The organism is Variovorax sp. CCNWLW225 (assembly GCF_037204045.1).
In the GTDB taxonomy this organism is placed as follows: domain Bacteria; phylum Pseudomonadota; class Gammaproteobacteria; order Burkholderiales; family Burkholderiaceae_C; genus Variovorax.
This window is the reverse complement of record NZ_JBBCBV010000003.1, coordinates 312,467-330,926: the sequence shown is the minus strand read 5'-3', so window position 1 is coordinate 330,926 and position 18,460 is coordinate 312,467. Positions and strand designations below refer to the sequence as shown.

The window sequence follows — 18,460 nt, the reverse complement described above, 5'->3', positions numbered from 1 at the left end:
CTTCAATGCTGAAGCTGTATTTCGATCCGCAAAGCCGCTCGCAGGTTGCAAAGTGGATGCTCGACGAAGCCGGCGTGGAATACGAGATCGTGCAGACCCTCATCCGCGAAAAGGCGCACAAGAAGCCCGAGTACCTGAAGATCAACCCCGCGGGCAAGCTGCCGGCGCTGGTGGACGGCCGCACACGCGTGTTCGAGAACGCGGCCATCTGCATGTATGTGGCCGACAAGTTTCCTCAGGCCCGGCTGGCGCCGCCGGCGGATTCGCCCGACCGCGGCCGCTACCTGTCGCTCATGGTCTATTCGACGGCGCAGCTGGAGCCCGCGATGGGCGACAGCATGCTGGGGGTGCGCAGCAACAACAGCGCGCGCGGCTGGACCAACTTCGAGCAGGCCAAGGACGCGGTGGAGCGCGAACTGGGCGAAGGCCCCTATCTCTTCGGCGCGCGGTTCACTGCGGCCGACGTGATGATCGGCTCGATGTTCATCTGGCACCGTGCCTTTGGCGGCCGCTCCAACCGGCCGAAGATCGATGCCTACATCAACCGGCTCCAGGCCCGGCCCAAGGGCATGAAGTTCGGTTGAGGTTGATTCACACCGCATGGCACAAGCACAATTCCCCCATGGCGCGACCGCCGGCCTCGACCAGCTGGTAAGCCTTGCCGCCGCGCAGCCGCTGGCGCCGGCCTGCGATCACTTCTACTTCTTGCGCCACGGCCAGACCGGCCGCAATGCGCAGCGCATCTTCCAGGCCGTGGACGAGCCGCTGAGCGAGCTCGGGCTCCAGCAGGCGGCGCGCGCCGCCCAGCTGCTGGCCGGCGAGCCGATCCGCACCATCGTCTGCAGCGACGCGCGGCGCGCCCACGACACCGCGCACACCGTGGCGGCGGTGCTGCGCATCGAGCCCACGCCGCAGGCCGCACTGCGCGAGCGCAACTTCGGCGCACTCATCGGCACCTCGTCGGTCAACATCGACTGGGCCTGCGAGCCCGACGGCGGCGAAACCCTCGCGCAGTTCGTGGCGCGCAAGAGGCAGGCGCTCGACGAAGCGCTGGCGCAGCCCGCGCCGGTTCTGGTGGTGGCCCACGGCGGCACGCTCTACGCGCTGGCCGCGCTGATCGGCGTGCCCATCGACCTGGGCCTGCTCGGCAATGCGCAGCCATTGCGTTTTTCGCGCAGCGGCCCTACATGGGCTGTAACGCCGCTGCTGCGGCATGCCGACGGGGATTCCGCCCTGGCGTAGACGGCCGGGCGCACACTGTTCGGCGTTCACACCAACCGACAGCCATGGAATTCAAGGACTACTACAGCGCCCTGGGCATCGACCGCACCGCGTCGGAAGACGAGGTGCGCAGGGCCTACCGCAAGCTTGCGCGCAAGTACCACCCCGACGTCAGCAAGGAAGCCGACGCCGAGAAGCGCATGCGCGACATCAACGAAGCCAACGACGTGCTGCGCGACAAGGAAAAGCGCGCCGCCTACGACGCACTGGCCGACCGCGTGGCCCGCGGCGGACACCCCGAGGGCGACTTTCAGCCGCCGCCGGACTGGGACACCGGCTTCGAATTTCACCGCGGCCCGGGGCAAGGGCCGGCCGACCACGCGGACTTCAGCGACTTCTTCTCCTCGCTCTTCGGCGAAGCCGAGCGGCGTGGCGCGGCAAGGCGCAACTACCGCGCGCGCGGCGAAGACCATCACGCGGCCATCGAGATCTCCCTTGAAGACGCGCTCAACGGCGCCGAGCGCGAGATCACGCTGCGCGCGCAGGAAATCGACGCGCAGGGCCGCCCTGCGCTCAAGACGCGCACGCTCAGCGTCAAGATCCCGCCCGGCATGCATCCGGGGCAGTTCATCCGGCTTGCCGGACAGGGCATGCCCGGCCACGGCGGCGAGCCGGCCGGAGACCTGTACCTGGAGGTGCGCATTGCGCCGCACAGGCTCTACCGCGTCGAAGAGCGCGACCTCTACATGACGCTGCCCGTCACCCCGGCCGAAGCCGCGCTCGGTGCGCAGGTGAAGGTGCCGGTGCCCACCGGCGGTGCGGTCGAGGTGACCGTGCCGCGCAACGCGCGCAGCGGCCTCAAGCTCAGGCTCAAGGGCCGCGGCCTGGGCGGCAAGCAGCCCGGCGACCTGTACCTGCTGCTCGACATTGCCCTGCCCCCGGCCGACAGCGAGGCCGCACGCAAGGCCTACGAGCAACTGGCGCAGGCATCGGCTTCGTTCAACCCACGCCAGCATCTGGGAGTGTGAGCATGGCGACCGTTTCCGTCACAACAGCCATCAGCGCGTCGCAGCCGCTCGCCGCAAGCGAGCTGGCCCATGCCTGCGGCGCCGACACCGAATGGGTGGTGCAGCTCGTCGAAGTGGGCATCGTGCAGATTTCTACCGCCGAGGCACCGCCCGAGCGCTGGCAGTTCTCGAGCAGCGACCTGCAATGCGCACTCGAGGCGCGCCGGCTGGAGCGCGACTTTGGCGTGGGCCTGGACGCCGCCGCGCTGATTCTCGACCTGCAGCACGAAGTGCGGCGGCTCAAGGCCGTGATTCGCGCGCACGGCTTGCGCTAGCCGGCAGCGCCCTCAGCCTCAATCTCAGCGTCAGGCGGATTTGCCGCGCCCGGTCTTCTTCGAGGTTTCGGCGCGCGGCGTATTCACGGGCGCCGCGGCGCCGGCACCGTTCAGCTGATCGACCCACAGCAGGGTGTCGACGTAGGTCATGAAGCGGTTGAGGTACTCCGGCGACAAGTCGCGCATCAACAGCAGCGACCGGTGCACCAGGTGGTGCGAGTTGAGCGGGCCGGCGTTCTCGGGCACCTTGGCGAGCGACTGCGTCAGCCGCCGCTCGGCGCTGAGACGCGACCAGGTGCTCTTGAAGAACTTGAGGCTCTTCAGTTCGGCGGGCGCTGGCGCAAGGCCGTGCAGCGTGTCTTCTGCCGCCGCCGCGGTGCTGCCGCCGATGGCCGGTGCATGCCGCGCAATATGGTCGACCAGCTCCGCCAGCGGGCCGCGAGCGGGTGCGCCTGCAGGCAGTCGTTTCGCGGCAGCGAGCGCCGGGGCTCCATCGGCGCCCTGGGAGTTTTCAAGATTCCTGCCGTAGGCCGCAGCCAGGCCGGCGAGCTTCTCATCGAGGACGCGCCTCGCCTCCCCCTGGTGGGCGGCCGTACGCCTGGCCAACGCCTCCATGAAATGAAAGCGCACCGGGTCCGCGCGATGCTGCCCCTGCGCACGCCAGGTGCCGATCATCTCGATCGGATCGACGTGCTCGCTCACGGCCGCTTCGTGTTGGCGTTGGATTGCCTTGGCGTGGGCGCCATTTCCACACGCCGGTTTTTCGAGCGGCCTTCGGCATCGGCATTGGACGCGACCGCCTGCTCGGAGCCGAATGCCGCGGCAAACACCGAGGACGAGGGAATGCCCTCTTCGATCAGCGCCCGCGTGACCGTGAGCGCCCGCTGGGCCGACAGCTCCCAGTTGTCGGCGAAGGGGCGGTTGCCGTCTTTCGACTGCCGCATCTGCCGGTCGTCGGTGAAGCCGCTCACCATCAGCACCTCGTCGCGCGCCTTGAGGTAGGCCGCCACCGGCGCGGCCAGGCTCTTGAGCAGCTGGCGGCCTTCAGGCTGCAGGTCGGCGGAGTTGAAGGCAAACAGCACGCTGCCGCTGATGCCGATGCGCCCGTTGTTCAGCGTAACGCGGCCCGCCGCGAGCGGCCCGGCCAAGGCTTGTTCGAGTGCTTCGCGGCGCTGCGTTTCGGCCTGCCGCTGCTGCACTTCGGCTTCGAGCTTGGCCGCAAGGTCCAGCTGCATGCCGAGCGCACCCACGAGAATGAGCACAAACGCGCCGACCAGCCCCGCCATCAGGTCGCCGAACACCGCCCATACCGGAACGCTCGGTTCCAGTCCGCCGTCGGCTTCTTCACCCATCATGCTTCGCTGCCCACCGCGGCTTGCCGGCTGGCAATCTGCTGCAGGTCTTCGACGATCTGCTTCTGCGACATGATGCTCAGGTCGATGACCTCCCGCGCCTGCGCAACGTAGTAGGCCAGCTGCTCGTCGCTGCGCGCAATGGACTTGCCGAGCGCGCCTTCGACGCGCTGCAGATGCGCCACCAGCTTGTCGTTCGATTCGCTGAACAGCTGCACCGCAAAGCCGAAGGCCTCGCCGAGGCTTGCCACCTCGACCGCGCTGCCGGTGATCTGCGCGGCGACGCTCTCGAGCTTTCCGGTTTCGGCCTCGACCTTTTCGGTGAAGCGGCTGCCCACGCGTTCGAGCACGTCGGCCGAGGCGCCGACCAGTGCGTCGACCGCCGAGCGCTGCTCGGTGGAGGCATGGTTCACGGCGTCGAGCAGGGTGCCCAGCGTTTCCATGATGCGGCTGCGCTCCTCCAGCATGGCGTTGTCGCGCGCCATGCTGTCAGAGAGCTTCTGCCGCAGTTCGGCCACCACTTCGGCCGCAACGCGCGGTGCATCCGAAGCGGCTTGCAGCAGCTGGGCGATTTCTGCCACGGTGCTCTTCGCATGCGCTTGCGCCTGCGCCGACATGTCGCGCGCAGTTTGTGCCAGCGTTTCGAAGAGCTGTTGCTGCTGGCTGGCCGTGTTCGCGCCGGCCTGCTGCCATTCCTGCTGCAGCGACGCAGCCATTGAGGACAGCGCCGCGGTCCAGGCCGACAGCCGCTGCTCGTCGCGCGATGCCATGTCGGTTTGCAGGCTGGCATGCGCCTGGTCCACCGTGCGCAGCAGCGATGCCGAGTGATGCTCGAAGGTGGCCGCGGCCGCCGCGAGGGACTGTTGCGTGTCGCCCGTCAACTTTTCGCTGGCGCGCTGGTGCTCTGCGAGCGCACTGCCCCATGTGTCGGAGACGCTGCCCACGGTGCTCTCGAGCCGCGCGGACACGGTCTCCACCAGCGAAGCCGAGCGCTGCTCGAAGGTTTCGGCAAAGCGCTCCTGCGAAACGCGCAGGTCCCCCGCCAGCGCCTCATTGCTGCGCTGGTGTTCGGCCAGCGCGGCCTTCCACGTATCGGCCACGGTGGCCGTGGTGGCCTCGAAGCGGCTCGAAAGCCCTTCGAGCTGCTGCTGCACCGTGTGCGCGACCGTGCCGTGCAACGAAGCCGTCTCGCGCGCGATGCCGGCCATGGTGGCTTCGACGACCGGCTGGATCGTTGCGCCGGCAATGCGGGCGCTTTCGGTCAAGCTCTGCTTCAGCGATTGATCCACCGACGAGGCCAGGCCGGCATACACCGCCTCGGCCTTGCTGTGGAAATGCTCCTGGCTGGTGATCAGGCGCTCGTTCAACGCCTGGCTCTGCCGCTCCATGGCGGCCAGCATGGCCTGCAGCTGGTTGACCAGCATGGGCATGGCCTGGGCCTGCTGCTCGAGCAGCTGGAACGACGCCTCGCGCTGATGCACCAGCGAGTACACGCGCAAGGTGGTCGCAATCTTGGTGTCGAGCATCTGCCCGGCCTGCAGCCGCTCACGCCGGCACAGCGCTGAGGCCAAACCCAGCATCGCCGACGCAGCCACGCCTGCCACCGAGGTGCCGAACGCCAGCCCCAGGCCCTTCACGGGCGCGGAGAGCGAGGCGCGGATGGCCTGCAGGTCGGTCGCGCTTTCCAGCGCCATGCCGGTGCCGTTCAGCGTGACCACCATGCCGAGAAATGTGCCCAGCATGCCCAAGAGCACAAGCAGTCCGGCAAGGTACGGCGTGAGCGACGGCCCGGGCAAGCCGACGCGCTCGCCCTCGATGCGCAGGCGCACCGCATTGCGCAGCGACGGATGCAGTTGCTCCAGCCACGAGCCCAGGTTGGCCGGGGCTTCGGTCAACCGCGACACAGCACTGGCCAGGGTGGACGTGGCCTGCCTGAAGCGGTGCAGCTCCACCACGCCCACTAGGTAGAACGCACCGACTACCACTGTGATCGAAAGCGCCAGCGGATGGTTGGAGCCGACGTAGCCCGCGCCCACCCAGCACACCGCGGCCAGGCCGGCGGCAAAAACAGCGTATTGAAGAAATCTAGTCATGGCACTCTGGTTGCCTCGCGAAAGGCTTCAAGGAGCCCTTCGACGGGTTGAAATCGGAAGTCCAGTTCGGCGAGCAGCACGTTCTTCATGTCCTTGCGGAACACATGCAGCCACTCGCCGGCCTGGGCCTCGCTGGCGGGTTCGGCTGCCGTCAGCAGGCCGTCCCCGCTCAAGCGGGTGAAATGTTTTTCGAGCAGCGCGGGCACGCCGGCCAAGAGGCTGTGCTCGCGCGCGGCCAGCACCTGCTCCATGACCACGTCCACGGCGGCCAGCCGGGCCATGGCCGGCGACTTGGCCGCCAGCGCGGCCCGAAGGCGCCCGCGCAACGGGCCGATGCCCGCTTCCATGGCTTGCTGCAGCGCGAGATAGCGGCGGCGAAAGGGCGCGAACTCGGCCGCAGCCGCCACGGCGGCGTCTTCGGCAATGGCCTTGGCCAGCGCCGTGCGCGCACCGGCGCACTCCCGCTCCTCGGCGTTGGCGCCGGGCCGCAACCGGGAAGAAGCAGCCGCCGGAATGCCGTCCAGCGCCGCGGACAGCGAAATGGCATCGGTCCAGCCGAACCATTGGCTCAATCGGTCCGCGGTGGCTTGCCGGGGTTCGCGCAAGTCCGTATCGGCCAGTCGCGAAAGCAAGCGAACAAGCGCCGAACCATTGAAAACTGTGCGCTGTGAAGCGTGCGCCATACCCCAGAACGAAAAACCTGGCAGTCTACACCGGCCACCTTCCCTGGACGCCCCCGCGGACCCCGCCGCACAGTGAAACTTCCGGTAACGCGGCGGGTGGTAACCGGGCGTTTTCGGGGTCGAAGCAGAGCCCTGCCCTTGCACCGACCGCCGGTTTTCCTTGCTGTGTGGCGTAAGTCCCAAGTTCTACCGGCGCTCGCCGCGCGCAGACTCGCCCATACCGGCCCATGGCCGGGAAAAAAGCACAAGGAGCGGCATGGCCACGCTGAACCGGATTGCTTGTCACCGCTGCGGGCGCATTTGCCTGCATGCCGACGCGCCATGCCCGGCCTGCGGGGCGGCGCCAGTAGCGAGCCCCGCGGCGGCCGGCGCGACCGAGCCTTTCGTCGGGCGCCGCGGCGAGCTGCAGCTGCTGCACGATGCGCTCGGCGGCGCTCTTGCCGGGCGCGGGCGCGTGGTCATGCTCAGCGGCGAGGCCGGCATCGGCAAGACGCGGCTGGCGCAGGAAGCGGCAACGCTGGCCGTGCGGCGCGGCATGCTCACCTTGTGGGGCCGCTGCCTCGAGGAACCGGGCGCTCCGCCCTTCCTGCCCTGGACGCGCGCAATGCAGGCTTGCCTTCGGGCCTGCCGCGACGAGCGCCTGCCGGCGCTGCTCGGACGCGATGCCGCCGCGGCGGCCGAGATTGCACCCGAACTCGCCGAGCGGCTGCCGCCCGGCACCGCGGTGCCGGCCATCGGCGAAGGCGACCAGGCGCGCTTTCGGCTGTTTGCCGCGGTCGCGCATTTCTGGCGCCAGGTGGCCACCGTGCGCCCGCTGCTGCTGATTCTGGACAACCTGCACTGGGCCGATGCCTCGTCGCTGCGGCTCCTGGCCTTCATCGCGCAGGAACTCGCCGAAAGCCGCATCGTGCTGCTCGGCTCCTGCCGCGAAATGGATGTGTCGCGTCAGCATCCCTTGGCCGCCACGCTGGCCGAGCTGCTGAACACCCGGCAGTTCAGCCGCCTGCCGCTGCAGGGCCTGAGCCTGGAAGAAGCCGAGCGGATGGTGGCTGCGGCAAGCGCCGTGACGCCGCCGCCCGCGGTCATTGCGACCGTGCACCGCCGCACCGAGGGCAACCCGCTGTACCTGGTGGAGACGCTGCGCTTTTTGCAGGGCTCCTGCGGAACCGACCCGCACGCCGCGGCGGCGCAGGTCGAAACCGTGCCGGGCGGCATTCGCGCGGTGATCGGCCGGCGGCTCAACCAGCTCTCGGCGCCCTGCTGCGACCTGCTCTCGATCGCCGCCTGCATCGGCCGCGACTTCGACCTGCCGCTGCTGGCCGATCTGGCCGGCAGCAGCGGTGAGGCCGAATTGCTGGGCAGGCTCGACGAAGCGCTGGCGCACCGCATCGTCGAGGTGTCGCCTTCCGGCGCGCAGTACCAGTTCAGCCACGTGCTGATCCGCGAAGTGCTTTACGACGAACTGCCCGCAACGCGCCGCGTCGCGCTGCACGGACGCATTGCCGAGTCGCTCCAGGCGCGGCACGCCGGCGATCCGGACGCGGCGCTGGCACCCCTGGCCTACCATGCCGCCGCGGCATTGCCCGTGGGCAGCCCCGCACGTGCGCTGGACATCGCCCAGCGCGCCGCAGCGCAGGCCGTTGCTGTGATGGCGTACGAGGAGGCGTTGCGCTGCTACCGGCTCGCGCTGCAGTTGCAGGAGCGCTGGTTGCCAGCAGAGCGCGCGCGGCATGGCGCACTGCTGCTGGCGCTTGGTGCGGTGCAGATGCACGCCGGCGAGAACGACGCCGGCACCGCCACCTTCATGGAGGCCGCCACGCTGGCGCGCACCCTTTGCGACGGCGAGATGTTCGCGCGAGCGGCGCTCGGCTTCGAGAACAACGGCTGGCGCATCAGCCGCCCCGGCGAAGAGGCGGCCGCCCTGCTCGAAGAGGCGCTGGCAGCGGCCGATCGATTCGATGCCGCATTGCGCGTCGACCTGCTTGCCGCGCTGTGCCGCGCCTGCATCTTCTGCGGCCGGCAGGAGCAAGCCAATGCGGCGCAGCGCAGTGCCGTGGCGCTGGCGCGCGAACTGGCCATGCCGCAGCCGCTCTTCAAGGCATTGGCCGCAATCCTGCCGGCGCGCGGTTACCCCGAGCAACTCGACGAGCGCCTGCGCTGCGCGTGCGAGGCCCTTGAGGTGGCCGAGAGCGCTGGCCATCTCGAATGGGTGGATGCGCTCACCGGCTGGTATTTCGGCGACCTCGTCGAGAAGGGCTCGCTCGACGCGGCGCGCTCGCTGGCGCAGGTGCACGCGCGGGTGGCCGACGCGATCCGCCAGCCCTTCATGCAGGCGATGGGGCTGGCCAGCCTCACCCTGCTTGCCGCGTACGAAGGCCGCTTCGCGGATTCCGAGCGGCTGGCCGGCGAGACCTTCACGCTCGGGCAGCGCTTTCTCGCGGGCAATGCGCAAGGTGCCTACAGCCTGCAGATCTTCGTGCTGCGGCGCCAGCAGGGCCGGCTTGGCGAGGTGCTGCCGGTGCTGCGCGGGCTGGTGGGCAGCGTGCCGCGCAGCAGCCTGTGGCAGCCCGGCCTCGCGCTGATCTGCACCGAACTCGATCTTCACGAGCCCGCTCGCGAGGCTTACGAAACACTCGCGGGCGACGGCTTTGCCAGCATTGCGCGCGACGGCATGTGGCTCACCAACATCGTCTTTGCCGCCGAGGTCTGCGCACGGCTTGGCGACCTGCCGCGCGCGGCAACGCTCTACCGGTTGCTCGCACCTTATGCGGGGCGCAACGTGGTCACCGGCACCAACATTGCCTGCTTCGGCGCGGTGGACCGCTACCGCGGCATGCTGGCCGCCTTGATGGGCGATGACCCAAACGCCGCGGCGCATTTCGCGGCCGCCGCCGCGCTGGACGAGCAAGGCGGCAGCCGGCCGTGGCTGGCGCACAGCCGCTTCGAATGGGCGCGGTGGCTGGGCCGGCGCAGCGGCAACGGCGGCGACATGGCCGCCGCCACATCGCAGCTCGACGCGGCGCTGGCGACAGCCCGCGAACTCGGCATGGCCGGCCTCGCCCGCCGCTGCGAGGCGCTGCAGCGGGAGTTCGAAGGCGGCGCCGATGCATCGCCCGCCGCACCCGAAGGCCTGAGCCGGCGCGAGGTCGACGTGCTGCGGCTGCTCAGCGCCGGCCACACCAACCAGGCCATCGCCGAGCGCCTGTTCATCAGCCCGCACACGGTGGCGCACCACGTGCGGCACATTCTTTCGAAGACCGACTGCCGCAGCCGCACCGAAGCCGCGGCCTGGGCGCACCGCCATCGCGTGGCGTCCGCAGGCTCCGCTGCACCTGCCGGCCAGTAGCCGCGCGCACCGCAAATGGTCAATTCGGGCGATGCGTGCACGCCCGGCCTGTCCTATGGTCTGTTCCAGGCCCGGCGCCGCCGGGTCGACAACCGGAAGGAGTGCTTCGTATGCCCGCAACCCTGTACGAACGGCTCGGCGGTGAGGAGCGCATCCAGCGGCTCGTCACCGACGTGGTCGAGAACCACTACAGCAACCCACTCATTCGCGCCCGCTTCGCCAATAGCAACCGCCCCGAGGTCGAGCGCCACGTGTTCGAGTTTCTCTGCGCCGGCAGCGGCGGCCCGCAGTGTTACACCGGCAAGGACCTGGTGACCGCGCACAAGGGCATGAACATCAACGAGCAGGAGCTGGTCGCCGCCATCGACGACATCCTCGAGGCGATGGCGAAGAACGGCTACGACCAGGCCGAGAAGAACGAAGTGGTCGCCATTCTTTATTCACTCAAGGGCGATGTGGTGCGGCTGTAGGCAAGGCCGCGCTCCACGTCCGCGCCCCGGCGGCGCTTTCGCCGGTCACACGAGAAGGAAAAGACCATGACACGCCAACCATTTGCCGCCTGGGCCATCGGTGCCACGCTGCTTGCCGCCATTGCGACGAGCTGGGCCCAGACGCCCGACCACCGGATGATTTCACCGGCCGACCTGAAATGGGCCGACGTTCCCTCGCTGCCGCCGGGCGCCAAACTCGCGGTGCTCGAAGGGCCGATGAGCGAAGCCGTGCCCTTCACGGTGCGCATCAGGGTGCCGGCCAACTACCGGATTCCGTCGCACTGGCATCCGGCTGTCGAGCGGGTGACCGTGCTTTCGGGCACCTTCCACATGGGCCTGGGCGACAAGCTCGACATGCAGAAGTCGATGCCCGTGACCGCCGGCGGCATGATGATCCTTCAGGCCAAGACGCCCCACTTTGCATGGACGCAGGAGGAAACGGTGGTGCAGCTTCACGGCACCGGCCCTTGGGGCGTGACCTACGTCAATCCGGCGGACGACCCGCGGTCGAAGTAGGCCCGCGGTTCAGGCCGCAACGGCCTGGCCCTGCACGGCCGGCGGACGCAATTCGTCGACCTCGATTACCACGTCGGCGGGCAGCCCGTTGCGCTGCGCCGCCTCGCGGATCATCTCGGCGCTGGGCGCCTCGTACAGGCAGTAGGTCTTCTTCTTGTCGGCGCTCAAAAACGAGTAGAGCCAACGAACCCCGACATCGTCGTTGATGCGCATGATGCTGGCCGCCCCCTCGGGCGAGACCTCGAGTTGATCGGCAAAGGTGCGTTCGATCAGGTAGAGAGGCATGGCAGCTCCTTCGTAGGGGATGGAACGGCCATCGTACAACTGGCAGCCGCTGGCGGCACATGTGTTTGCCCCGCCCTGGCCGTTCGGACTACCCTGTGGCCTACCCATGCCGTTCACGGCCAAAAAGCAAAAAGCCGGACGGTGCGCTAGGCATCGTCCGGCTTTTTTGGGGAGCAAGCGGCGTGTGCCGCTGTTCCGTGCCTGGCGTGATTTACAGGCCGGCTTGGCGCGTGAAGCTGCGTGCTTGCGAGGGAACCACGCTGCCTGCGAAGGCTTCGCGGCGCAGGTTCTGGCCCGGTGCGTGAGCGGCGGCAACGGCTTCGTTGCGAACTGCGGCGCGGTCGGTCGAAGCAGCCAGCACGGGAGCCACGGTTGCCGAAGCGGCATCGCTGTACACGTTGCCTTCGCGGGCTGCGGCGGCGGCTTGGGGCGCCACGTCGGCGCGGCTGTAACCGGAGGTCAGGGGCTGCACGCCTTCGTACGTTTCTGCGTGGGCGCCAGCGGCGGCGAGCAGGGAGAGAGCGGCGGCGGCGAGGATGTTCGAGGTCTTCATTTCAATTTCCTTCTTGATTGGGCTTTGGATGCCCTGAAGTTTGCACCACGATTACAAGGGAAAACCCTAGCCAATCGAATCGCAGTGTTCATGAAACTGAAACAATGACGGGGAACTTTCTGACGAGAGGGCAAAAGTGCACAACTCGTTTAAGAAATTTAGTTCAACCTGCGTATTTTTTCTCTAGCTGGTCGAGCTCGGGTTTTCCGACCAGGCGCTGCCGCTCGGCAAACGAAGCCACGAGCGATGGGTCTTCGTCGAGGCGGCGAGTATCACGCAAAACCGTCAATGCACGTTGCATGCCAGCCACCGCGCCCTGCAATGCGGCATTGGCGTACAGCACCAGCCCATAGCCGAGCGCGCCCAGTTCTTCGGCGCCGAAGGTCGGCGTCTTTCCGCCGATCACCATGTTCATCAGTTGCGGCTTGCCCAGCCGCCGCGGCAAGGCGCGCACTTCGTCGGCTTGCGTCACGGCTTCCACGAAAAGGATGTCGGCACCGGCCTCGCTGAACAGCTGCGCGCGTTCGACGGCCGCCTCGAAGCCGTGCACGGCCGCCGCATCGGTGCGGGCCATGATGAGCATGTCGGCATCGGTGCGCGCATCGGCCGCGGCCTTGATCTTGCCGAGCATCTCGGCCGTGTCGATGACCGCCTTGCCCGCAAAGTGGCCGCAGCGCTTGGGACTGACCTGGTCTTCGAGCTGGATGCAGTCGGCCCCTGCCCGCTCGAGCACGCGGACCGCGTGCCGCACGTTCAGCGCATTGCCAAAGCCGGTGTCGGCATCGACCAGCAGCGGCAGGTTCACCGCATCGCGAATGCGCGCCGTGTGCTCCGCTATCTCGTGCAAGCCCATGAAGGCCTGGTCGGGCAGGCCGAAGTGCATGTTGGTGACCCCGGCGCCCGTGACGTAGATCGCCTCGAAGCCGAGGTCTTCGATCACGCGGGCGGAGAGCGCGTTGAATGCCCCCGGCACCAGCACGCCGCGGCGCGCCTCGGCCAGGCGGCGCAGCACCTTCTTGGTGGATTCGGTGTTCGCTTGCATGGGATCAGGCGGCAATCGGTTAGGCGGCATACAGATCGACATACTCATGCACCGGCATGGCTTCGAGCTTCTTCGCATCGAGCGACACATCGAGGATGGCCTGCTGCTGCTTGTGCGCGAAGCGGCGTGCCAGGTTGGTGCGGAACTTGGCTTCGAGCAGCGGAATGCCGTCCGCGCGGCGGCGCTTGTGGCCGATGGGGTATTCGACGATCACTTCCGAAAAGCCGGTGCCGTCCTTGAAGGTCACGGTCAGCGCGTTGGCAATGCTGCGCTTTTCGGGGTCGTGATAGTCGGCGGTAAAGCGCGGGTCTTCCACGCACACGATCTTGTCGCGCAGCGCATCGATGCGCGGGTCGCTCGCCACGCTGTCTTCATAGTCGCCGGCCGTGAGGCGGCCGAAGATCATCGGCACCGCCACCATGTACTGGATGCAATGGTCGCGGTCGGCCGGATTGGCGAGCGGCCCCTTCTTGTCGATGATGCGAATGCAGGCCTCGTGCGTGCGGATGGTCACGCGCTCGATGTCCTCCACCGTCTTGCCGGCCTGCTTCAGCTGCGCATGCAGCGCCATGGCCGCCTCCACCGCCGTCTGGCTGTGGAACTCGGCCGGAAAGCTGATCTTGAACAGCACGTTCTCCATCACGTAGCTTGCATACGGCCGCTGGAATCTGAAAGGCTGGCCCTTGAACAGCACGTCGTAGAAGCCCCAGGTCTTGGCCGTGAGCACGCTCGGGTAGCCCATCTCTCCGGTCTTGGCGATGAGCGCAAGGCGCACCGCACGGCTCGTGGCATCACCCGCGGCCCAGCTCTTGCGGCTGCCGGTGTTGGGCGCATGGCGGTAGGTGCGCAGGCTCTGCCCATCGACCCAGGCCAGCGACACGGCGTTGACGATCTCGTCTCGCGAGAGGCCCATCAGGCGCGCCACCACGGCCGTCGAAGCTACCTTGACCAGCACCACGTGATCGAGCCCCACCTTGTTGAACGAGTTCTCCAGCGCAAGGCAGCCCTGGATCTCATGCGCCTGGATCATTGCGGTGAGCACGTCGTGCATCACGAGCGGCTTGCGCCCCGCAGCCACCGCATTGCGGCTGAGCCAGTCGGCCGTGGCAAGAATGCCGCCGAGGTTGTCGCTCGGATGGCCCCACTCCGCTGCCAGCCAGGTGTCGTTGAAGTCCAGCCAGCGGATCATCGTGCCGATGTTGAAGGCCGCCTGGATCGGATCGAGTTGGTATGGCGTGCCGGGCACCTTGGCGCCATGCGGCACCACCGTGCCTGGCACGACCGGGCCGAGCAGCTTGGTGCAGGCCGGGTACTCGAGCGCCTCGAGCCCGCAGCCGAGCGTGTCGATCAGGCAGTGGCGCGCTGTTTCGTACGCCAGCGCGCTGGTGATCTGCTGGTGGTCGAGCACGTAGTCGACGATGTCGACCAGCACCTGGTCGGGTTCGGGGCGGACGTTGCTGATGTGAGCGGACATGGTTCTTCTCTGTTGCGGTAAACGGTGCGGAGCTGTGCGCAAGCCTTCAGCGGCGGTCCGAGATCGGCACGAAGGCCAGGTCTTCAGGGCCGGTGTAATTGGCGCTGGGCCGGATGATCTTGTTGTCTTGCCGCTGCTCGATGATGTGGGCGGCCCAACCGCTGGTGCGCGCAATCACGAAGAGCGGTGTGAACATGGCAGTGGGCACGCCGAGCATGTGATAGCTCACGGCGCTGAACCAGTCGAGGTTGGGAAACATCTTCTTGGCGTTCCACATCACGCTTTCGATGCGCTCGGCAATGTCGAACATGCGGGTGGAGCCGGCCTCTTCCGAAAGGTGCCTGGCCACCCGCTTGATCACCGCATTGCGCGGGTCCGACACGGTGTAGACCGGGTGGCCGAAGCCGATGACGACCTCCTTGGCTTCCACCCGGCGGCGAATGTCCGCCTCGGCCTCATCGGGTGTGTCGTAGCGCTTCTGTATCTCGAAGGCCACTTCGTTGGCGCCGCCGTGCTTGGGCCCGCGCAGCGCGCCAATGGCACCGGTAATGGCCGAATACACGTCGGAGCCCGTGCCCGCCACCACGCGCGCAGTGAAGGTCGATGCGTTGAACTCATGCTCGGCATACAGGTTGAGCGAGGTGTGCATTGCACGCTCCCAGCTTGCCGAAGGCGCGCGGCCGTGCAGCAGGTGCAGGAAGTGCGCACCGATCGAATCGTCGTCGGTCTCCACTTCGATGCGCTTGCCCTGCGTGGACCAGTGATACCAGTAGAGCAGCATCGAGCCGAGCGATGCCATCAGCCGGTCGGCAATGTCGCGCGCACCGGGCAGCGAATGGTCGTCTTTCTCGGGCAGCACGCAGCCCAGTGCAGAAACGCCGGTGCGCATCACGTCCATCGGGTGCGCGCTGGCGGGCAGGCGCTCCAGCGCTTCCTTCACGCTCGCGGGCAGGCCGCGCATCGCCTTCAGCCGGCCCTTGTAGGCGCGCAGCTCCGAGGCGGTCGGCAGCTTGCCGTGCACCAGCAGGTGCGCAATTTCCTCGAACTCGCAGACATCGGCAATGTCGAGGATGTCGTAGCCGCGGTAGTGCAGGTCGTTGCCGGTGCGCCCCACGGTGCACAGGGCGGTGTTGCCCGCGGTCACGCCTGAAAGCGCGACGGATTTCTTCGGCCTGAAGCCGGCGGCGGGCGCGTTCTCTGCGATCAGTGTCATACCGTCTCCTCGAATGTCTGTTCATGAAAATGCGGCGGGTTCGCCAGCCGCACCGGTCGTCCGGCGGCATCGACCGCCACCATTTCGAATTCACCGTCGAGCACACGGGTGAGCGCATCGGTAACCACGTCTTGCACGCTGCCCGCCACGCGCACGGTGAGCGAACTGCGGCCCACGCGCGACACGTGCGTGTCGAGCACCAGCGTGCTGCCCAGCCGCACGGGCGCATGGAACAGCACCTCGCCGCAGCGCGCCATCACCACGTCGCCGCGCACGAAGCCGCGGCCGGAAAGAAAAGCCGCCTTCGACAGCAGCTGCAAGGCCTGTCCGCCGAACAGGGTGCCGTAGTGGTTGGTGTGTTCAGGGAACACCACCTCGATCAGTCGGACTGTGCCGCGTGCGCTTTGCATATTCGCAATTTACGCAAGATCGTGTCCATAATGAAGGACTGAATTGGCGAATGATTGCGAAGACCTCGCATGCATTTTTGCGAATCTTGCGAAGAACGGATTGACGATGAAGAAGACCTTCATGGGCGTGCGCCTGCGAAGCCTGCGCGAAGAGCGCGGCCTGAGCCAGTTCGCGCTGGCGCAGCAGCTGGGCCTGTCGCCAAGCTACCTGAACCAGATCGAGCAGAACCAGCGTCCGCTCACGGTGCCGGTGTTGTTGCGCCTGCACGCTACGCTGGGCGTCGACATCCAGGCCTTCTCCGAAGACGAAGAGGCGCGCCTTGTCGCAAGCCTGCGCGAAGCGCTGGCCGACAACCCGGGCGGCGATGCGGTCGCGCTTGCCGAATTGCGCGAAGTGGCCACGCAAATGCCGGCCGTGGGCCGCGCACTCGTGGCGCTGCACCAGCGCCACCGCGACGCCACCGAACGGCTCGAAGCACTGGCAGCCGAACTGGGCGACGGCCGCGGCGACCTCGCGCGCATGCCACAGGCGCGGCCGATGCCCTTCGAGGAGGTGCGCGACTTCTTCTTCGCACACCAGAACCACATCGCGCCGCTCGATGCCGCGGCCGAGGCCTTCTCCACGCAGTGGCGGCTGCGCGAAGGCAACCCGGGCGACCGGCTGGCGCAGCGGCTGCTCGAAGCGCATGGCGTGCAGGTGATTCCGGCGGATGACGACCAAGGCGGCGCGCAACGCCGCTACGACCCGGCCACGCGCGTGCTGCGGCTCTCGCGCTACCTGGAGCCAGGCCAGCACGCTTTTCAGCTTGCAACGCAGCTCGCGTTCCTTGAAGTGGGCGGCCTGATCGACCAGCTCGTGGCCGATGCGCCGCTCTCCAGCGACACCGCACTCTCTCTCGCGCGCATAGGCCTGGCCAACTACTTTGCCGCCGCCCTGCTCCTGCCCTACGGAATCTTTCTCGAAGCGGCCGAACAGCTGCGCTACGACATCGACCAGCTGGCAAGGCGCTTCGGCGTGGGCTTCGAAACCATCTGCCACCGGCTGAGTTCGCTGCAGCGGCCCGACGCACGCGGCGTGCCCTTCTTCTTGATTCGCGTCGACCGGGCGGGCAACATCTCGAAGCGGCAATCGGCCACGCACTTCCACTTTTCGAAGACCGGCGGCACCTGCCCGCTATGGAACGTGTACGAAGCCTTTGCGCAGCCCGGGCGCGTGCTCACCCAACTGGCGCGCATGCCCGACGGCCGCGCCTATCTCTGGATTGCGCGCACGGTTTCGCACGGGTTCCGCGGCTACGGCTCGCCCAACAAGACTTTTTCCATCGGCCTGGGCTGCGACATCAGCCACGCGACGCGGCTCGTCTACTCCAAGGGCCTGGACCTGCGCGACCCCGATGTGCCGACACCCATCGGCGCGGGCTGCAAGGTGTGCGAACGCGAAGCCTGCCCGCAGCGCGCCTTCCCGTTCGTCGGCCGCCCGCTCGACGTGGACGAGAACCAGAGCCGCTTCATGCCCTACGCTGCGGCGCCCGACAAGTACGGCACCGCGCGCGCCGCGGTCAGGAACGCGGCCAGCCGCGCACCATCGTCCGGATTGCCACGGCGCCGCTTGCCTTGACCTCGGCGCGGTAAGCACCCAGCAGTGCCTCGCGCTCGGCCGCGGCATGCGGGTCGTTGCGCCAGGCAAGCAAGGCGGCAACATCCGCATCGGGCAATGCCGCGAGCAATGCCTGCGTCACCTGCTTTTCAAGTTCGCGCGCCACCGTCAACAGATTGCGCGGGCGTGGGGACGTGACGCCGCGCGACCACAGCGTGTCCACCGCCATGTCGAGCGTGCGGTCAGGCAACGACGTGAACTGGCCGGCATTGCCGCGCGCCAGTTGCTTGACGACGGAGCTCAGCAGCAACTGGCTCGAAAAATCGACTTCCCGCATGTCGGCCACGGTCATGCGCTCGAGCAACTCGGTGCGCGCAGGGTCGGCCGGCTTTGCGCGCTCGCGGTTGAAGAACTCGAACTTCGCCGCCTGGTCTTTCGCGGCGTAGTCGGCGCGCAGCTGCGCGAAGCGAGCCACCGCTGCCACTGCCTGCGGGCTTGGCGCGGCTGCGCCCTTGCCCGCGGCCGCTACCCCTTGCTGGATGGCGGCAACGGAAGCCGCTACATCGAAAGACCGCGCAGCGGCTCCGTCCAGCGCCTTGAGTGCATTGTCGGCAATGGCCTGGTCGGCCGGCTCCAGCAACTCGCGTGCATCGCGCGCCACCGCGCCCGGCGCGTAGGCTGCCTGGTAGCGCGCCTGCACGCCTTCGAATTGCAGCAGGGCCTGGGCGCGGTCCTGCGCACGGGCCATTGCCGGCACCAACACCAGCAGGAGAACAAGAAAAGGCGCGAAGAAGAAACGTCTGGCAACGACTGAGAAAGCGGTCATGGCGCCATTATTGGCG

The 18,460-nt window shown here is 67.8% G+C and carries 19 protein-coding genes; 8 read left to right on the top strand and 11 right to left on the bottom strand.

What is annotated here, in order from left to right; all coding sequences use genetic code 11:
- Window positions 1-5: 5 nt before the first annotated feature.
- The 4 genes from V9L20_RS09250 to V9L20_RS09235 are packed head-to-tail and all read left to right on the top strand — an operon-like array spanning window position 6 to window position 2,563.
- On the top strand, window positions 6-584 hold the full coding sequence (locus V9L20_RS09250; protein WP_258507417.1) for a glutathione S-transferase family protein: 579 nt from the start codon (window positions 6-8) through the stop codon (window positions 582-584).
- Between the two features lie 16 nt (window positions 585-600).
- Window positions 601-1,242 (top strand): histidine phosphatase family protein, encoded by a 642-nt coding sequence (locus tag V9L20_RS09245; RefSeq protein ID WP_337296355.1) that lies wholly within the window; start codon window positions 601-603, stop codon window positions 1,240-1,242.
- Between the two features lie 44 nt (window positions 1,243-1,286).
- Entirely contained in the window at window positions 1,287-2,249 is a 963-nt protein-coding gene (locus V9L20_RS09240; protein ID WP_337296354.1) for a DnaJ C-terminal domain-containing protein, read from the top strand.
- Window positions 2,250-2,251: 2 nt separating this feature from the next.
- Window positions 2,252-2,563, top strand: coding sequence for a chaperone modulator CbpM (locus V9L20_RS09235; protein WP_258507422.1), 312 nt, complete (start codon window positions 2,252-2,254; stop codon window positions 2,561-2,563).
- Window positions 2,564-2,593: 30 nt separating this feature from the next.
- Here the strand turns inward: V9L20_RS09235 and V9L20_RS09230 are convergent, their stop codons facing one another.
- Genes V9L20_RS09230 through V9L20_RS09215 form a run of 4 tightly spaced genes read right to left on the bottom strand, consistent with a single transcriptional unit; the run spans window position 2,594 to window position 6,691 of the window.
- Window positions 2,594-3,265, bottom strand: a complete 672-nt coding sequence (locus V9L20_RS09230; protein ID WP_337296353.1) for a DUF2894 domain-containing protein — start codon at window positions 3,263-3,265, stop codon at window positions 2,594-2,596.
- Window positions 3,262-3,915, bottom strand: a complete 654-nt coding sequence (locus V9L20_RS09225) for an OmpA family protein (RefSeq protein ID WP_258508476.1) — start codon at window positions 3,913-3,915, stop codon at window positions 3,262-3,264. Before V9L20_RS09225 ends, V9L20_RS09230 begins: the two co-directional genes overlap by 4 nt.
- A complete protein-coding gene (locus V9L20_RS09220; RefSeq protein WP_337296352.1) occupies window positions 3,915-6,008 on the bottom strand; it encodes a DUF802 domain-containing protein in 2,094 nt (697 codons plus the stop codon). The genes V9L20_RS09225 and V9L20_RS09220 overlap by 1 nt, the downstream gene beginning before the upstream one ends.
- Window positions 6,005-6,691 carry a DUF3348 domain-containing protein gene (locus V9L20_RS09215; protein ID WP_337296351.1) on the bottom strand — a complete coding sequence of 229 codons (687 nt, stop codon included), beginning with the start codon at window positions 6,689-6,691 and terminating at the stop codon, window positions 6,005-6,007. Before V9L20_RS09215 ends, V9L20_RS09220 begins: the two co-directional genes overlap by 4 nt.
- 256 nt (window positions 6,692-6,947) lie before the next feature.
- On the opposite strand from V9L20_RS09215, the gene V9L20_RS09210 reads away from it, so the two are divergent.
- From V9L20_RS09210 to V9L20_RS09200, 3 genes are all read left to right on the top strand, one after another.
- On the top strand, window positions 6,948-10,037 hold the full coding sequence (locus tag V9L20_RS09210; protein ID WP_337296350.1) for a helix-turn-helix transcriptional regulator: 3,090 nt from the start codon (window positions 6,948-6,950) through the stop codon (window positions 10,035-10,037).
- A gap of 110 nt (window positions 10,038-10,147) precedes the next feature.
- Complete coding sequence (locus tag V9L20_RS09205; RefSeq protein ID WP_258507429.1) at window positions 10,148-10,507, top strand: group I truncated hemoglobin; 360 nt, start codon at window positions 10,148-10,150, stop codon at window positions 10,505-10,507.
- A gap of 66 nt (window positions 10,508-10,573) precedes the next feature.
- Complete coding sequence (locus V9L20_RS09200) at window positions 10,574-11,044, top strand: cupin domain-containing protein (RefSeq protein ID WP_258507430.1); 471 nt, start codon at window positions 10,574-10,576, stop codon at window positions 11,042-11,044.
- Window positions 11,045-11,053: 9 nt separating this feature from the next.
- Here the strand turns inward: V9L20_RS09200 and V9L20_RS09195 are convergent, their stop codons facing one another.
- The 6 genes from V9L20_RS09195 to V9L20_RS09170 form a co-directional block, all read right to left on the bottom strand.
- A complete protein-coding gene (locus V9L20_RS09195) occupies window positions 11,054-11,329 on the bottom strand; it encodes a DUF4242 domain-containing protein (protein WP_258507437.1) in 276 nt (91 codons plus the stop codon).
- Window positions 11,330-11,540: 211 nt separating this feature from the next.
- Window positions 11,541-11,882 carry an alpha/beta hydrolase gene (locus V9L20_RS09190; protein ID WP_126746841.1) on the bottom strand — a complete coding sequence of 114 codons (342 nt, stop codon included), beginning with the start codon at window positions 11,880-11,882 and terminating at the stop codon, window positions 11,541-11,543.
- Between the two features lie 163 nt (window positions 11,883-12,045).
- A complete protein-coding gene (locus V9L20_RS09185) occupies window positions 12,046-12,924 on the bottom strand; it encodes an isocitrate lyase/PEP mutase family protein (protein WP_258507439.1) in 879 nt (292 codons plus the stop codon).
- A gap of 19 nt (window positions 12,925-12,943) precedes the next feature.
- Window positions 12,944-14,398, bottom strand: a complete 1,455-nt coding sequence (locus V9L20_RS09180) for a bifunctional 2-methylcitrate dehydratase/aconitate hydratase (RefSeq protein WP_337296349.1) — start codon at window positions 14,396-14,398, stop codon at window positions 12,944-12,946.
- Window positions 14,399-14,444: 46 nt separating this feature from the next.
- On the bottom strand, window positions 14,445-15,611 hold the full coding sequence (gene prpC, locus V9L20_RS09175) for a bifunctional 2-methylcitrate synthase/citrate synthase (protein ID WP_337296348.1): 1,167 nt from the start codon (window positions 15,609-15,611) through the stop codon (window positions 14,445-14,447).
- The gene (locus V9L20_RS09170; protein WP_258507442.1) at window positions 15,608-16,021 is read right to left on the bottom strand and encodes an acyl-CoA thioesterase; all 414 of its coding nucleotides are present in this window, start codon (window positions 16,019-16,021) and stop codon (window positions 15,608-15,610) included. Before V9L20_RS09170 ends, prpC begins: the two co-directional genes overlap by 4 nt.
- A 106-nt stretch (window positions 16,022-16,127) precedes the next feature.
- Between V9L20_RS09170 and V9L20_RS09165 the strand changes: the two genes are divergently transcribed.
- Window positions 16,128-17,639 (top strand): short-chain fatty acyl-CoA regulator family protein, encoded by a 1,512-nt coding sequence (locus V9L20_RS09165; protein WP_337296347.1) that lies wholly within the window; start codon window positions 16,128-16,130, stop codon window positions 17,637-17,639.
- Here the strand turns inward: V9L20_RS09165 and V9L20_RS09160 are convergent.
- The gene (locus V9L20_RS09160; protein ID WP_337296346.1) at window positions 17,581-18,444 is read right to left on the bottom strand and encodes a hypothetical protein; all 864 of its coding nucleotides are present in this window, start codon (window positions 18,442-18,444) and stop codon (window positions 17,581-17,583) included. The genes V9L20_RS09165 and V9L20_RS09160 overlap by 59 nt on opposite strands.
- Window positions 18,445-18,460 lie beyond the last annotated feature (16 nt).

Coding starts and splice junctions, on each gene's coding strand:
- V9L20_RS09210 (WP_337296350.1), top strand. CDS start 6,948: ATGGCCACGCTGAACCGGATTGCTTGTCACCGCTGCGGGCGCATTTGC.
- V9L20_RS09195 (WP_258507437.1), bottom strand. CDS start 11,329: ATGCCTCTCTACCTGATCGAACGCACCTTTGCCGATCAACTCGAGGTC.
- V9L20_RS09185 (WP_258507439.1), bottom strand. CDS start 12,924: ATGCAAGCGAACACCGAATCCACCAAGAAGGTGCTGCGCCGCCTGGCC.
- V9L20_RS09235 (WP_258507422.1), top strand. CDS start 2,252: ATGGCGACCGTTTCCGTCACAACAGCCATCAGCGCGTCGCAGCCGCTC.
- V9L20_RS09180 (WP_337296349.1), bottom strand. CDS start 14,398: ATGTCCGCTCACATCAGCAACGTCCGCCCCGAACCCGACCAGGTGCTG.
- V9L20_RS09215 (WP_337296351.1), bottom strand. CDS start 6,691: ATGGCGCACGCTTCACAGCGCACAGTTTTCAATGGTTCGGCGCTTGTT.
- V9L20_RS09170 (WP_258507442.1), bottom strand. CDS start 16,021: ATGCAAAGCGCACGCGGCACAGTCCGACTGATCGAGGTGGTGTTCCCT.
- V9L20_RS09200 (WP_258507430.1), top strand. CDS start 10,574: ATGACACGCCAACCATTTGCCGCCTGGGCCATCGGTGCCACGCTGCTT.
- V9L20_RS09240 (WP_337296354.1), top strand. CDS start 1,287: ATGGAATTCAAGGACTACTACAGCGCCCTGGGCATCGACCGCACCGCG.
- V9L20_RS09225 (WP_258508476.1), bottom strand. CDS start 3,915: ATGGGTGAAGAAGCCGACGGCGGACTGGAACCGAGCGTTCCGGTATGG.
- V9L20_RS09245 (WP_337296355.1), top strand. CDS start 601: ATGGCACAAGCACAATTCCCCCATGGCGCGACCGCCGGCCTCGACCAG.
- V9L20_RS09250 (WP_258507417.1), top strand. CDS start 6: ATGCTGAAGCTGTATTTCGATCCGCAAAGCCGCTCGCAGGTTGCAAAG.
- prpC (WP_337296348.1), bottom strand. CDS start 15,611: ATGACACTGATCGCAGAGAACGCGCCCGCCGCCGGCTTCAGGCCGAAG.
- V9L20_RS09165 (WP_337296347.1), top strand. CDS start 16,128: ATGAAGAAGACCTTCATGGGCGTGCGCCTGCGAAGCCTGCGCGAAGAG.
- V9L20_RS09160 (WP_337296346.1), bottom strand. CDS start 18,444: ATGACCGCTTTCTCAGTCGTTGCCAGACGTTTCTTCTTCGCGCCTTTT.
- V9L20_RS09190 (WP_126746841.1), bottom strand. CDS start 11,882: ATGAAGACCTCGAACATCCTCGCCGCCGCCGCTCTCTCCCTGCTCGCC.
- V9L20_RS09220 (WP_337296352.1), bottom strand. CDS start 6,008: ATGACTAGATTTCTTCAATACGCTGTTTTTGCCGCCGGCCTGGCCGCG.
- V9L20_RS09205 (WP_258507429.1), top strand. CDS start 10,148: ATGCCCGCAACCCTGTACGAACGGCTCGGCGGTGAGGAGCGCATCCAG.